The sequence below is a fragment of the Actinospineispora eucalypti genome (assembly GCF_039543365.1).
GTDB lineage: Bacteria > Actinomycetota > Actinomycetes > Mycobacteriales > Pseudonocardiaceae > Pseudonocardia > Pseudonocardia eucalypti.
Genome location: NZ_BAABJP010000062.1, coordinates 15,497 through 28,580 on the forward strand (window position 1 = coordinate 15,497; position 13,084 = coordinate 28,580).

Genomic DNA, 13,084 nt, shown 5'->3' on the forward strand with positions numbered 1-13,084 from the left:
TCCTAGACTAAATTGGCTGCCAACCGAAGACCCTTGTCCCCGCCGAGATGCGTCTCGTGCAGCCACCGGGAGACCGCTTCCGCCCGGTTCGCCGAGTCGAGCTTGCGGAGGATGTGTTTGACGTGCGACTTGACCGTGCCCTCGGAGATCACCAGGCGTCGGGCGATCTGGCCGTTGGTGCAGCCGTTGGCCATCAACCGCAGCACGTCCACCTCGCGCCGGGTGAGCGAACCCTCCAAGCCCCGGGACGCCGTCCGCTGCCCGCCGAGCGTCCCGGGTTCGGGCCGGTCGGACTCCGGGGCGCCCCATCCCCACACTCCGGTCGCCGACCGCACGCCGGAGGTCAGCCGGTCCAGCTCGCCCCGCGCGGCGTCCACCGCATCCAGCGCCACGGTGCGGCTGACCAGGTAGCCCAGCCCGTCGCAGAACATCCACAGCAGGTCCCGGTCGCGGGCGTCCAGGTGCCGCGCCTGGTGGTAGCAGTCGGCGTGCAGGAAGCCGATCACCTCGTCCCACCCCACGATGGGCGCGGCGGCGTAGGAACGGGTGCGGGACGCGGTGATCATCGCGTCGTGCAGGTTGGGCCGGCCGGTCACATCACCGACCACCAGCGGGCGCCGCCGGCGCACGATCTGGGTCTCCAGCAGCGAGGAGTCCAGCACCCTGGGGTCGTCGCGCCCGGAGCGCACGATCTCCTCGCCCCACTTCTCGTCCCGGACCACGTGGGCGGTGGCCGGCACCCACGTCGAGCCCTCGATCCGGGACAGCACCACGCGGTCGAAACCGATCGCCGCGGCCGCCGCCGGCGCGATGGCGACCAGCTCGTCCACCGAGCCGACCCCGTGCAGCGCGGCCAGCGCCTCCCGGACGAGCTGCGCGGTCCGGGCCTGGTGCGCGAGCTGCTCGTCGCGCACCTCGTCCTCCGCCGCCTTGACCTGGCGGAGCAGCCCGACCAGCTCGGCCAGCCGGCGGGCGTCCGCCGGGGCACAGGAGGTGAGCGCGTCGGCGGTCTCCCGCCAGGCGCGGGTCAGCACGGCCCGGGCGGCGGCGTGGTCGGCGATGTCCGGGGGTCCCGGCGGGTCCTCCCAGTCCAGCACCTCGCCGGCCCGCCGAACGGCGCACAGCGTCTGCTCCCTGGACACCCTCGACAGCGGGTGACCCGTCACCCGCCACGGACGCGCATCCATCCTCGGCACCTCCATCGCTGCCCGGGGAGCACAGTACTCTACTACTCTACTATTGGTTGTTCGATCAACCCATGCTGCTGCCGCCGTTCACGCTGATCGCCTGGCCGGTGACGAACCCGGCATCCGGGCCGGCCAGATAGGCGACCGCCCCCGCCACGTCGGCGACCGAACCGGGGCGGGCCATCGGGATCAGCTCAGTCGCCCGTTCCAACACGTTCAGGTACTGCTCGCCGAACCTCCCGGCGGCCAGCGCCTCGGTGATCTCCGGGGTCTGCACGTACGAGGGCGCCACGGTGTTCACGGTGATTCCGGCGTGGGCGAACTCCCTGGCCAGCCCGGTACACATGGCGTGCACGCCGCCCTTGGCCGCGTTGTAGATCGCGTGGTCCACCAGCCCGTTGCGCACCGACTCCGCGCCGATGTTCACGATCCGCCCGTAGCCCCGCTCCACCATCGGCGGGAGCGCGGCCAGGGTGGCTCGGATGGTCGTCCAGAGGTTGTTGTCGATGGTGGCGCGCAGGGTCTCTTCGGTGTGTTCCAGGGTCGGCCGGATGACCCCGCCGCCCGCGTTGTTCACCAGGATGTCCAGCCGGCCGAACTCGCCCAGCGCGTGGGCCACCATCCGGTCCGCCTCGCCGGGGACGGCCAGGTCGCCGGCGAACCCGGCCGTGTCCGGAAGCCCTCCCACGGCCCGCTTCAGCTCCTCCGGGCCGAGCGCGGCGACCAGCACCGACGCACCGTCGTCCAGCAGCCGCCGCACGATGCCCAGCCCGATCCCGGTGGCCCCGCCGGTCACTATGGCCACCTGGCCGGCCAGGCGGCCTCGTGAGTGGCGAGTAGCGCTATGGCGCGACTCGCCACTCACGGGCGGCTCGGCCGCACTCATAAGATGATCGCCAGGTCGCCCGCCGGGCGCAGCTCGGTCATGTCCAGTACCGAGCGCTTGGACCGGATGCGCAGCCGGCCGTCCGAGGCGACCAGCCGGTAGTGGTACCGGCCCACGTAGTAGCTGGCCTTGCCGTTGCGGAAGCGCCAAACGGTGAACGAGGCGGTCACCGGCAGCTCGTCACCCGCCGGTTCGCCGAGCAGCACGTTGTAAACCTGGTGGTTGGTGCGCGAGTGCGGGTACTCGCGGTGCGCCTTGCGGCTGTTCAGGCGCTCCACCCGCAGCCGCATGCGCAGCTCGTTGTCGTCGATCAGCACCAGGTCCTGGGCCGGGTCGCCGTCCGGGGCGTCGTTGCACGGCACCACGTAGCTGGTCGGCCCTTCGGTCCACAGCGCCAGCCAGCCGTCCAGGTCCCACTCGTCCAGCAGCGCCGCCTCCCGGTAGAGGAAGTCCTCCACCTCGGCGCGGGTCACGGCGGTCATCGGAGGTCCTCCCGGTGGCGGCCCGCGTCCCCCATCTGCTCGGCCCAGCGCCGCCAGAACACCCGCATCTGCGCCTCGTCGTTGCCCTCCGGCACCCGGGTCATGCCCCGGGAGATGTCGTTCCACTCCACGCCGCCGCTGTCGAAGCCCTGCTGGCAGGACTCCAGCGCCTCCAGGTCGTCCGGGGTGGCGAAGCCGGCCGGGCCGAGGAACGTGAGGAAGCTGTCCAGCCGGCGCTGGCGCAGCTGAGGCAGCTCGCCGCGCGGCGCCATCTCCCACGCGGTGACGTCCATCCGGTTCGGCGCGGACGGCATGAAGGTGCGCACGGTGACCGCCATGATGTCGTTCACCACCAGGTTCGGGTAGATCAACATGTTGCGGTTGGTGTCGGCCATCCGGGAGGCGCGCTCCTCGCCGTGCCGGGCCACCAGGTCGGCGCGCAGCTTGGCAATCTCGTCCCGGGCGTGCTCGCCGAACAGTGGCTCCCACTTGGCGATCGGCCGGCCCCACGGGGCGGCGTACTCCAGCACCGCGTGCCCGTTGCCCAGGTCCTTGGCGGTGCCCCGCACCCCGCCCTTGAGGTCGGTGCCCAGCGCCACCAGGTACTTGAAGTAGGTGTCGTGGGTGGACACCGCGTGGTAGCCGTCGACGCTGTTCTCGGCGAGCAGCTTCCAGTTGGCGTCGATGCAGTACTCGTTGGTGCCCTTGATGATCTCCATGTCGCCGTCGGCCGAGTCGACGACGAGGTCCAGGTACTCCCGGGCGCCGGCCAGGTAGCTGACCAGGTCCTCGACCTGCTCGTCGAAGCTGGCGAACACGAAGCCCCGGTAGCTCTGCACCCGGGCGACCGGTTTGAGCGCCAGCGCGGCGAAGTCCAGCCGGTCGCCGTAGGCCTCGCGGTCCGGCACGCCCTTCAGGTTGCCCTCGGAGTCGAACGTCCAGGCGTGGTAGAAGCACTGGAAGACCTTGGAGTTGCCGGCCTTCTGCCGGCACACCGCCGCGCCCCGGTGGGTACAGGTGTTGTGGAAGACGTGCACCCGGTTCGACTTCACGCCGCGCACCATGAACACCGGCCGCCCGGCCAGCGGGCGGCGCACGTAATCGCCGGGGTTCGCCACCTCGGACTCGTGGCCCACGTACAGCCAACAGCGGTGGAAGATCCGCCGGACCTCCTCACGGAACACATCCGGCGAGGTCATCGTCGCCCGGTGCACCCGGAAGCGGTGGTGCTCGAGGTCCTCGTCGACCATCGGGAGGTCGGTCACCCGTTCCGGCGTGAGCGTCACGGCGTACCCCCGAGGAAGTCGGCCACCAGCTTGTTGAAGTCGCCGGCCCGCTCGATCTGCGTCCAGTGCCCGCAGCGGGCGAACACCGCCAGGTCGGCGTCCGGCAGCAGCCGCACCATGTTCCAGGCCACCTCGACCGGCACCACCTTGTCCTCCCGGCCGTGCACCAGCAGCGTGCGGTGGCCGACCGCCCTGACCTGGTCCTCGGTGATGCCCAGCTCGCTGCCGGCGTGCTCGGGGCTGAAGAACATCTCCCGGTAGGCCTCGAACGCGCCCGGAGCCACGCTCGCCTCGTAGCGGGTGCGCACCAGCTCGTCGGTGATGATCGACTTGTCCACGGCGAAGCAGTCCAGCAACAGCCGGCGCATGTTCTCCTCCGACGGCTGGTACGCCCGCAGGGCGCGCAGCCCCTCGGTCGGGGTCATGCCCACGCCGGGCGCACCCATCAGGACCATCCGGTCCACCCGCTCCGGGTGTAGCTCGGCCAGGCGCAGCCCGATCCGCCCGCCGAGCGAGTTCCCGACCAGCGACGCCCTCGGCATCTCCAGCGCATCCATCAGCGCGACGACCTGGTCGACCCAGGTGTCCAGCGAGTAGTACACCCCGGCGGGCCGCTCGGTGTCACCGAAGCCGACCAGGTCCGGGGCCACCACCCGGAACCGTTCGGCCAGGGCGGACAGGTTCAGCCGCCAGTTGGCCCATGCCGACACGCCGGGGCCGGACCCGTGCAACAGCAGCACCGGCCGCCCGGTACCCGCCTCGTGGTAGTGCGTCCTGATTCCGCGCGCGTCGATCGTGCTGGTCACCGGCCGTCCTCCCGGTCGAAGATGGCGAAGCACTTGTTGGAGTTGAACACGTCGCTGACCACCAACGTGGACCAGGTGAGCGGCAGGCCCAGCTCGTGCATCGCGCCGGCCAGGCAGAACCAGTTCAGCATCTCGTGCTGGCCGGCATCGACGACCTGCTTGCCGGTGGTGGCCGTCCAGGCGTCCCAGTCGCCGGCCACGAACGCGTCATACAGCCGCTGGTCGGCCGGGGTGTCCGGGCGCAGGTGCCAGTCCTTGTCGTTCAGGAACGCGTGCGACCAGCTGGACGAGGCGACCAGCGCCACCCGCCGGTCGGTCGCCGCCAGTGCCCTGGCCACGGCGGCGCCGAGGGCGAAGCAGCGGGCCGGCGGCGGGCCGACCGGGTCCAACCGCTCCGCCTCGATGTCGGCGAACCGGGCCATCCCGCCGCGCCGGACGATCGCGTGCTGGCCGTAGCAGTTCACCGTGATCGGCAGGATCTTGTACGGGAACTCCCGCCCCGCGTTGTCGTAGTCCAGGAACAGCTGGGTGTTGGCGATGGCGTGCGGGAAGTGGCCGTTCTCCCGCTTCTGGTACGAGTAGGCCACGTCGAACCCGTCGTTGAGCAGGTCGTCGGCCAGCCGGCGGGCGCCCTCCGCATCGCCGTGCAGGGTGAAGGTCATGTCGTCGGGCAGACCCCACACGTTCGGCGCACCGCGCTCGTTCATGAAGGTGAACGGGTCCACCTCGGTCTCCCCGTAGGCCAGCACGCAGAACGGCGGCACGACCTCCTCGCGGAAGTTCTCGTACTGGTCGTCGCCCCAGACCACCACCACGTCCGGCCGGAAGTCGTCGAGCGCGGCCCGGCACCGCGTCAGGTGTTCCCGCAGCTCCTTGCGGTGTCCGGCTGCGGCTGCCGTGCCCCCGTCGTCCGCCCACTCCCGGCGCATCAGCGCCGGCCAGCTGGCCGGGTCCTTCTCCGCCTCGGGAATGCCGGGGTCGGTCAGTGTGTAGCGCAGCAGGTCGGCCATGCGGTCGTCGGCCACCGAGAGCAGGGGGTAGTGGGTCATACCCAGACCCAGGAACTCCGCCATGGTTCGCTCCTCACCTCGTGTGCAGTAGGTCGCTCGCGTTGCCGGCGCCGATGGCCGCGCGCAGTTCGGCGGAGATGCGTTCGGCGCGAAGGACGGCGCCCGCCGGCTCCTCGCGCGCCGCGAACGGGTAGTCGGTGCCGAGCAGCACGTGCCCCGGGCCGAACCGGTGCACCGCCAGCAGCAGGCTCTCCGCGTCGTAGGTCAGCGAGTCGCTGTACAGCCGCCGGGCCAGCGCGGAGGGCAGCAGCTCGGGAGGCAGCTCGGGGTCCTTCATCAGCTCGCCCTTGTCCAGCCTCGGGAGCAGCCAGGGCAGCGTCCCGCCGCCGTGGGCCAGGCACAGCCGCAGCCCGGGCCGGCGGGCCAGCGCGCCACCGACCAGCAACCCGGCGGCGGCGACCCCGGTCTCGGACGGCATGCCCGCCCCGAACGGGACGCCGAGCCGGGCCGGCCGGGGATCCAGGGTCACGTCGGCGGGATGCACGAAGACCAGCGCCTCCAGCGCCGCCGCCTCGGCGAAGAACCCGTCGAACGCCGGATCGCCCAGCTCCCGCTCGCCGACCCGGGTGCCGATCTCCACGCCGAGGAACCCCAGCTCGGTCACGCAGCGGCGCAGCTCGGCGACCGCCCGCTCCGGATCCTGCAGCGGCACCGCGCCCAGTGCCCGGAAGCGGTCCGGCCGGGTGCCCACCAGCTCGGCCAGGAACTCGTTCTGCGCGGCGGCCAACAGTGCGGCTCCGTCGGCCGGCCCGTCGTGACAGAAGGTGATCGGCGTCGGCGAGACGACCTGGACCGCGACGCCCTCGGCATCCATGTCGGCCACCCGGCGGGTCGCGGACCAGCAGCGCTCGTCGATCGGGCGGTACCGGCTCTCGCCGACCATGATCAGCGCACGCGCCTCGTCCAACCGTTCCACCGACGGCCAGCGGCCCCACGGCGCCGCCGCCTCGAGGTCCGGCAGGGCCGGCGCAATGGCGTGGGTGTGCAGGTCGACCAGGTCCACTCAGCCCGCCTCCTCGCGCGCTCGCCGGGCTTCAACCATAGGAGAACTTGGCGGAACGTCTCAAGCAGTTCCTGAAAGAATTTGCCCGTCGCGATCTAAATGCCCAGGTCGATTGCTTGATTCTGTAGTCAAGATTGCGTTAGATTGCCGTCGATCCCGGCGAAGGAGGGTTCGACAGGTGGCGGAGACCCCAGCGGAGGGCGGGCGGCGGTCGCGGGCCCAGGAGGTGGCGGCCGAGCTCGAGGCGGCCATCCTGAACGACCGCCGGCCCACCGGCACGCGCCTCGGCCTGCGCACCGACCTGATCGAGCGCTACGCGGTCAGCTCGGCGGTGATGAACGAGGCGCTGCGCATCCTGCGGGAACGCGACCTGATCGAGGTCCGGCCCGGCCCGAACGGCGGGGTCTTCGTGGCCAACCCGCCGCCGCAGGTGCGCCTCGGCGGGATCGACGTGTGGCACCAGGGGCTCGCGGTCGACCCCGAGCAGCTGTTCGAGGCCCGCCGACACCTGGACAACCTGTTCGCCACCGTGGCCGCCGCCCGGGCCACCCCGGAGGACATCCGGGACATGGAGTGGGCGATCGAGGAGATGCGCTCGGCCCGGGACGACGCGCACGCGATGCTCCGCGCCATCATGCGCCTGCACCAGGCCATCGCCCGGGCCTCGCGGATCGAGGTCCTGATCGGCATGTACCAGACCATCGTCACGCTGCTCGACGCGACGATGACCAAGGCCACCTTCGTGCCCGGTCAGGAGGAGCTGCGCCGGCACAACCTGGAGCTGCACGCCAGCCTGGTGGCCGCCATCCGGGACCGCGACAACGTCGCGCTGGAGAAGCTGCTGGTCCTGCACGCCCAGGACATGCAGCGCCTGGTCTAGGCGCGGCGCTCGGGGGTCCAGGTGGCGGGCAGGCGCTTCACGCCGTTCATGAAGTTGGAGAGCATGATGTCGCGCTCCCCCACCTTGAGGTCCTTCATCCGCGTGTAGATCTCCCACATCTCGGCGCGCAGCATCTGCTTGCCCAGGTGGCTGCCCAGGCAGTAGTGCGGACCGCCGCCGCCGAACGCCTGGTGCGGGTTGTACTTGGTGGGCCGGGTGACGTCGAACCGGTCCGGCTCGGGGAACACCTCACCGTCCCGGTTGCCGGACATGTACCAGAGCACCACCTTGTCGCCCTCCTTGATCGTCTCACCGCCGATCTCGTAGTCACTCAGGGCGGTGCGCCGGAAGTGCATCAGCGGCGGCTCGAAACGCAGGCACTCGTTGATCGCGTCCTCGGACCGGTTCTCGAAGTCCTCGAAGACGTACGCGAGCTGGTCGGGATGCTGTGCGAACAGCGCCAACACGTGGGCCATGGAGTGGCGCGTGGTGTCGTTCGCCGCGCCGGCCAGCAGCGCGAAGAACACCCCCACCTCTTCCACGGACAACTTCTGCCCCTCGTACTCCGCCGCCGCCACCCAACTCATCAGGTCATCGGTCGGGCGCGCCTTGCGTTCCTTGGCCATCTCCAACGCCAGCGCGCCCAACCTGGCCGAAGCGTCCGCGAACACCGCCAGCGGCGACCCGATGTGCGAGTACTCCGGGTCGCTCCAGCTACCCAACTGCTCGGCCAGATCCATCACGTACTGGATGCGTTCCCGGTCGATGATCCCGAAGAACGTGGCGAACACCCGCCCGGGCACCTCCTTGGTGATCAGCTCACACAGGTCACCCTCACCGCGCGGGGCGACCTCGTCGAGGATCTCCCGAACGGTGCGCCGGGTGTCCTCCTCCACCTTGCGGGTGTGCTTCGGGGTGAAGGCCACGCTCACGATGTTGCGCATCTCGGTATGCCGGGGCGGGTCGGTCACGATGAACGACAGCATCGTCTCCAACTGCGGAAAGTCGTCGACGAACACACCATCCGCCGAGCTGAACACATCCGCCCGCCGGGAGATCTCCCGGATGTGTGCGTGCTTGACCACCGACCAGAAGCCCCGCGCGTTGTCCAGGTTCGGGTCCAGCGCCTCGGGCGGGCCGTGCCAGCTGACCGGCCGGTTCTCCCGCAACCAGCGGAACGCCTCGTGATGAACCGACCGGGGCCTGGCCCAGAACTCCAACGAGCTCAGGTTCGTGTCCACCCCAGCCGCCATCTCCGCGGTCATCGAGCCACCTCCCGTACGCCGGCTACGCTCCGCACGACGCTAGGCCCGGCAACACCGGCCAACGTCCCACCGGAGGAGGACGTTTCAAGCCGTTCGGGAGAGCTGCCCGGCGCGCTCTCGCCGGTCCAGGAACCGTTCCCGGGTGACCAGGTAGACCGGGAAGGCCATCGACACCCCGATGTAGGACAGCGCCACGAACAGCCAGCCGACCTTGTAGCCCAGCCCGATGCGCCGGGCGTCGAAGACCACCCAGACCATGAACACCAGCCACGCGATGGCCATGTCGATGCTCAGGAACGCGGCCGTCCCACCGGCCGCTATCGCGTCGCCGAAGAACCGCACCGGGTTGAGGATGTTCCCGCCGGCGGCCATCCAGTCGAACGCGTGCGGCCAGGTCAACACCAGGGCAGCCGCCCCGGCGAGCAGGAAGAACGCGTGGCGGATATTGGTGTGCACGGGGCCTCCCGGTCAGGGCATCACGAGTACGAGCTTTCCCGAGGAAGTTCGGTTTTCGATCGCGTCCATGGCCTCTTTGCCGTCGGCCAGGTCATAGGTCTTGGTGACGATCGGACGGAGTCCCGTCGTGACCAGGTCGTCCAACTGCTTGGCGGTACGGCCGAAAAGTGAACGGTCACGTTTGAGCATCTCCGGCCACAACATACCCATCACCGTGGTGCCGCGCAGCATCAGGCATTCGGCGGGAGCCCGGGAGATCTCGTTTCCGGCGCACCCCACACTCACCAGCCGGCCTTCCGGGGCCAGGCATTCCAGGCTCTGCTCGAATGTCCGGCCACCCACCGGGTCGACAATTATGTCCACCCCGCCGGCGGCCTTCACCGCGTCACACCATTCATCCGGCCCGACGACGTGGGACGCACCGGCGGCCCGGGCCACCGCGCGGCGTTCCGCCGAGCCCGCCACCGCCACCACCCGCGCCCCCAGGGCGGCGGCGATCTGCACCATCGCGCTGCCCAGGCCCCCTCCAGCGCCGTGTACCAGCACCAACTCGCCGGCGCAGAGCTGCGCGCGCCGCCACAGGGCGACCAGCGCCGCGTGGAAGTTGACCACGATCGCGGCCCCTTCGGCGAAGGAAAGCTCCCGGGGCAGGGGCGCCAGCATGTCCGGGGAAACCCAGGCGTACTCGGCGAAGCCACCGGCGCCCACATACCCGACGACCCGGTCGCCCGCCGAATACCCGCATCCCTCCGGCGCCGAGGTCACCTCGCCGCTGATCTCCAATCCGGGCACGAATGGCAACCGCATTACGCAGTCGAACTCGCCCCGGCAGGAAAGCGTGTCGATATACCCCACCCCGGCGGCGCGAATGGCCACCCGGACCGAATTCCGGTCGTTCTTCCGGATTGACTCGGGCACCTCGTCCAGGCTGAGCCCGGCCGGTCCGACAAGTCTCCGTACGCGCAATGCAAGCATGGGCGTACCCGTCCTCTCAGGTACCATTACTCGATCATTACAGGATTCCGCGCCCGCCCCGAGGGACGCAACGGTCACGGCACCAGTCTTTCCGCCCACTCGTTGTTCGCGGGAACAACCGGCGATCAGGCGAGCGGCTGGACCCGGCCGCCGATGAGCCGCCAGGTGTAGAGCGCGGCGGTGAGCTCGCCGACCTTCGCCGGGTCGTCGATGGGCCGGCCGGTCCACTCGGTCAGCCGGTGCAGCCGGTGGCGCACCGTGTTGGGGTGGCAGTACATGCGCGCGGCCGCGTCGGTCGCCGAGCCGCCGCATTGCAGCCACATCTCGAACGTCTCGAGCAGCGTCTCCTGGTCCCGGGCCGGCTGGTCGAGGAACCGGCCCAGCACGTTGCGCATGACCGCCGCGGCCGCCTCGGGGGCCGCCGCCACCAGCACGGCGAACGGTGTGTCGTCGAACTGGCGCACCTTCACGTCCGGGTGCGGCGTGCTGCGCAGCGCGATCTCCGCGAGGTAGAAGGCCCGGGGCGCGCTCTCCAGGCTGGTGAACAGCGGACTCACCCCGACGTGCGCGGTGCTGCACGCGGCCAGCCGCTCCACCACCGGCGTGGGGTGGGGGTCGCGCAGCGACAGCACGCCGACCGCGTGGTGCGGGGACAGCCGCCACGCCGAGGAGACCTTGATCTGGCCCAGCCGGCTGGCGACCCCGGGTAGCGGGTCGCCACCCAGCGGGTCGGCCGCCGCCACCGCCACCAGGAAATGGCCGTTGTACGGGATGTCCAGCCGGCTGGCCGTCTCCCACACCGCCGGCTGTTCGACCAGGGTTCCGGTGATCAGTGCCTCCACCATCGCGGACCGCTCGTGCTCGGCCCGCAGCAGGATCTCCGTGGTCGCCTCGCGGTGGCCTTCGACGATCTCCTCGCCGAACTCGGCGGCCCGCCAGAACAGCGCGGTGGCCACGTCGGCCACGTCGGCCGAGGCCAGCCGGCCGTTGGCCACCAGCTCCCGGGTGATGGTCTCCCACAGGAGTGCGAAGCCGAGCTTGTAGGCGGACAGCAGGTCGGGCAGCGGCGCGCCGTGCTCCGCGTGCGCGCGCCCCATCTCCCGGGGCGGCGACTGCGAGGACGGGACTCGATCGGGGTCGTAACCGATGATGTGCTCGAAGTTGTCCTGAGCGAACTTCCGCAGCTCGTCCCGGCCGATGACCGTGGTGTCCCGGTAGAACGGAATTGTCTCGACGACCCGGTCGACGGTGTGTTCGACCAGCTCGTGCAGGTGCGGCCGCAGCAGGGGCGCGATGCGGATGAGGGATCGCAGCGCTCGGCGCGCGGACATAGGTGCGACCATACGACCCCCCACCGGCCCCCGAAAGGCGCCAAGTCGCAGGGAAGTCTAATACTCAGTATTTTTAAGTGCGACTATCACCCGGTAAAGACAGATTTGAAGGGACGACCGGTGGAGACCCTCACCATCGAGGAACGGGCGCCGGGCGTGGTCGCGCTGACCCTGCACCGGCCCGAGGCACTCAACGCGCTGAACGACCTGATGTTCGCCGAACTCGCCGCGGCCGCCGCCGAGCTGGCCAAGCGGGCGGACGTGAGGGCCGTGCTGCTGGCCGGCGCGGGCACCGGGTTCTGCGCCGGGTACGACCTGGCCGAGGCGACGGAACTCCCCCGGCGCACGCTGGGCGAGCTGTACCGCCTGCAGGATCTCGCCGTCGGCGCCATACGAGCGGTGTACGACCTGCCCAAGCCGGTGATCGCCGCCGTACACGGCCCGGCGGCCGGCGGCGGGCTCAGCCTGGCCCTCGCGGCGGACATCCGGCTGGCCGGCGAGAGCGCCCGGTTCCAGGCGGTCTTCGTCCGGTTGGGTCTGTCCGGCGGGGACCTCGGCGCGTCCTGGCTGCTGCCCCGGCTGGTCGGGCCGGGGATGGCGGCGGAGGTGCTCTACACCGGACGGCCGATCGACGCCGAGGAGGCCGTGCGCATCGGCCTGGCCAACCGGTCGGTGCCCGACGAGCAGCTGTTGGACCGGGCGACCGAGCTCGCCGCCGGCATCGCCCGGAACGAGCCGTTGGGCGTGGAGCTCACCAAGCGTTCCCTGCGGGCCAATCTGGACTCGCCGTCGTTCGCCTCGGCGCTGGAGCTGGAGAGCCGCGCGCAGGTCGGGCTGCTCCGCGAGCCGGCCACCCAGGAGGCCATGGCCGGCATCCGCCGCCGATGGTCGGACCGCCGGGCCGGTGACGGCCGATGACGGCCTATGCGTCGCCCATGCTCTCCCGGACCTGCCGGATCACCTCGGTCAGGGTGATCGCCATCCGGTCGCTCACGCCCTCCAGGCCGTAGTTCACCTCGCCCAGAGCCTCGCTGACGGTCGCCAGTGTGCGCGCGCCCTCGTCGGTGAGCTCGGCCAGGATCGTGCGCCGGTCGGTCGGGTGCGGGGAGCGCACCACCAGCTCCCGGGCCTGCAGCTTGTCGGTCACCAGGCTCACCGTCGTGGGGTGCAGGAGCAGGCGCTTGCTCAGCTGCCCCATGGAAAGGGTCCGGTCCTCCCGCAGGTACAGCGTGACCAGGATGAGGTAGCCGGTCCGGCTCAGGCCGTGTTCCCGGACCAGCCGGTCCAGCGCGAGACCCACCAGCTGCTCGAGCCGCAGCACGGCGGCCATGGCGGCGAAGTAGTCCGGTTCGGGCCCCTTGCCCGCCTCCCAGAGCCGCCGGGACCATTCGATGGGGTCAACGTGGTCAGACATGGCCTCCGCCGGGGTGCGTTGGCCCGATGGTACGTCAGCGGGG

The 13,084-nt window shown here is 70.7% G+C and carries 14 protein-coding genes; 2 read left to right on the forward strand and 12 right to left on the reverse strand.

Going from position 1 to position 13,084, the window contains the following annotated elements:
- Positions 1 to 2: 2 nt before the first annotated feature.
- The 7 genes from ABEB12_RS38145 to ABEB12_RS38175 all read right to left on the reverse strand — a co-directional run bounded on the left by ABEB12_RS38145 (position 3) and on the right by ABEB12_RS38175 (position 6,720).
- Complete coding sequence (locus ABEB12_RS38145) at positions 3 to 1,187, reverse strand: LuxR C-terminal-related transcriptional regulator (protein ID WP_185062042.1); 1,185 nt, start codon at positions 1,185 to 1,187, stop codon at positions 3 to 5.
- A gap of 64 nt (positions 1,188 to 1,251) precedes the next feature.
- Positions 1,252 to 1,983: an SDR family NAD(P)-dependent oxidoreductase gene (locus tag ABEB12_RS38150; RefSeq protein ID WP_345703511.1), complete on the reverse strand. Its 732-nt coding sequence runs from the start codon at positions 1,981 to 1,983 to the stop codon at positions 1,252 to 1,254.
- A gap of 86 nt (positions 1,984 to 2,069) precedes the next feature.
- Complete coding sequence (locus ABEB12_RS38155) at positions 2,070 to 2,555, reverse strand: aromatic-ring-hydroxylating dioxygenase subunit beta (RefSeq protein WP_185062044.1); 486 nt, start codon at positions 2,553 to 2,555, stop codon at positions 2,070 to 2,072.
- Entirely contained in the window at positions 2,552 to 3,841 is a 1,290-nt protein-coding gene (locus tag ABEB12_RS38160; protein ID WP_345703512.1) for an aromatic ring-hydroxylating oxygenase subunit alpha, read from the reverse strand. Before ABEB12_RS38160 ends, ABEB12_RS38155 begins: the two co-directional genes overlap by 4 nt.
- A complete protein-coding gene (locus tag ABEB12_RS38165) occupies positions 3,838 to 4,647 on the reverse strand; it encodes an alpha/beta fold hydrolase (RefSeq protein ID WP_345703513.1) in 810 nt (269 codons plus the stop codon). The genes ABEB12_RS38160 and ABEB12_RS38165 overlap by 4 nt, the downstream gene beginning before the upstream one ends.
- On the reverse strand, positions 4,644 to 5,720 hold the full coding sequence (locus ABEB12_RS38170; RefSeq protein WP_185062046.1) for a DODA-type extradiol aromatic ring-opening family dioxygenase: 1,077 nt from the start codon (positions 5,718 to 5,720) through the stop codon (positions 4,644 to 4,646). Before ABEB12_RS38170 ends, ABEB12_RS38165 begins: the two co-directional genes overlap by 4 nt.
- A gap of 10 nt (positions 5,721 to 5,730) precedes the next feature.
- On the reverse strand, positions 5,731 to 6,720 hold the full coding sequence (locus tag ABEB12_RS38175; RefSeq protein ID WP_185062047.1) for an amidohydrolase family protein: 990 nt from the start codon (positions 6,718 to 6,720) through the stop codon (positions 5,731 to 5,733).
- A gap of 178 nt (positions 6,721 to 6,898) precedes the next feature.
- Between ABEB12_RS38175 and ABEB12_RS38180 the strand changes: the two genes are divergently transcribed.
- On the forward strand, positions 6,899 to 7,600 hold the full coding sequence (locus ABEB12_RS38180; protein ID WP_345703514.1) for a FadR/GntR family transcriptional regulator: 702 nt from the start codon (positions 6,899 to 6,901) through the stop codon (positions 7,598 to 7,600).
- Here the strand turns inward: ABEB12_RS38180 and ABEB12_RS38185 are convergent.
- The 4 genes from ABEB12_RS38185 to ABEB12_RS38200 form a co-directional block, all read right to left on the reverse strand.
- A complete protein-coding gene (locus ABEB12_RS38185; RefSeq protein WP_185062049.1) occupies positions 7,597 to 8,865 on the reverse strand; it encodes a cytochrome P450 in 1,269 nt (422 codons plus the stop codon). The genes ABEB12_RS38180 and ABEB12_RS38185 overlap by 4 nt on opposite strands.
- 84 nt (positions 8,866 to 8,949) lie before the next feature.
- Positions 8,950 to 9,321, reverse strand: coding sequence for a DUF2834 domain-containing protein (locus ABEB12_RS38190; protein ID WP_185062050.1), 372 nt, complete (start codon positions 9,319 to 9,321; stop codon positions 8,950 to 8,952).
- A 12-nt stretch (positions 9,322 to 9,333) separates the two neighbouring features.
- Entirely contained in the window at positions 9,334 to 10,239 is a 906-nt protein-coding gene (locus ABEB12_RS38195) for a zinc-binding dehydrogenase (protein ID WP_185062051.1), read from the reverse strand.
- Between the two features lie 182 nt (positions 10,240 to 10,421).
- Positions 10,422 to 11,627 (reverse strand): helix-turn-helix domain-containing protein, encoded by a 1,206-nt coding sequence (locus tag ABEB12_RS38200; RefSeq protein WP_221498175.1) that lies wholly within the window; start codon positions 11,625 to 11,627, stop codon positions 10,422 to 10,424.
- Positions 11,628 to 11,747: 120 nt separating this feature from the next.
- Here ABEB12_RS38200 and ABEB12_RS38205 point away from each other — a divergent pair, with 120 nt between their 5' ends.
- Entirely contained in the window at positions 11,748 to 12,545 is a 798-nt protein-coding gene (locus tag ABEB12_RS38205; protein WP_221498176.1) for an enoyl-CoA hydratase-related protein, read from the forward strand.
- 4 nt (positions 12,546 to 12,549) lie between these two features.
- Here the strand turns inward: ABEB12_RS38205 and ABEB12_RS38210 are convergent, their stop codons facing one another.
- Entirely contained in the window at positions 12,550 to 13,041 is a 492-nt protein-coding gene (locus tag ABEB12_RS38210; RefSeq protein WP_185062054.1) for a MarR family transcriptional regulator, read from the reverse strand.
- Positions 13,042 to 13,084: the final 43 nt, after the last annotated feature.

Excerpts from the sequence above, each read along its gene's own strand:
- ABEB12_RS38145 (WP_185062042.1), bottom strand. The coding sequence starts at position 1,187 with ATGGATGCGCGTCCGTGGCGGGTGACGGGTCACCCGCTGTCGAGGGTG.
- ABEB12_RS38155 (WP_185062044.1), bottom strand. The coding sequence starts at position 2,555 with ATGACCGCCGTGACCCGCGCCGAGGTGGAGGACTTCCTCTACCGGGAG.
- ABEB12_RS38170 (WP_185062046.1), bottom strand. The coding sequence starts at position 5,720 with ATGGCGGAGTTCCTGGGTCTGGGTATGACCCACTACCCCCTGCTCTCG.
- ABEB12_RS38185 (WP_185062049.1), bottom strand. The coding sequence starts at position 8,865 with ATGACCGCGGAGATGGCGGCTGGGGTGGACACGAACCTGAGCTCGTTG.
- ABEB12_RS38200 (WP_221498175.1), bottom strand. The coding sequence starts at position 11,627 with ATGTCCGCGCGCCGAGCGCTGCGATCCCTCATCCGCATCGCGCCCCTG.
- ABEB12_RS38210 (WP_185062054.1), bottom strand. The coding sequence starts at position 13,041 with ATGTCTGACCACGTTGACCCCATCGAATGGTCCCGGCGGCTCTGGGAG.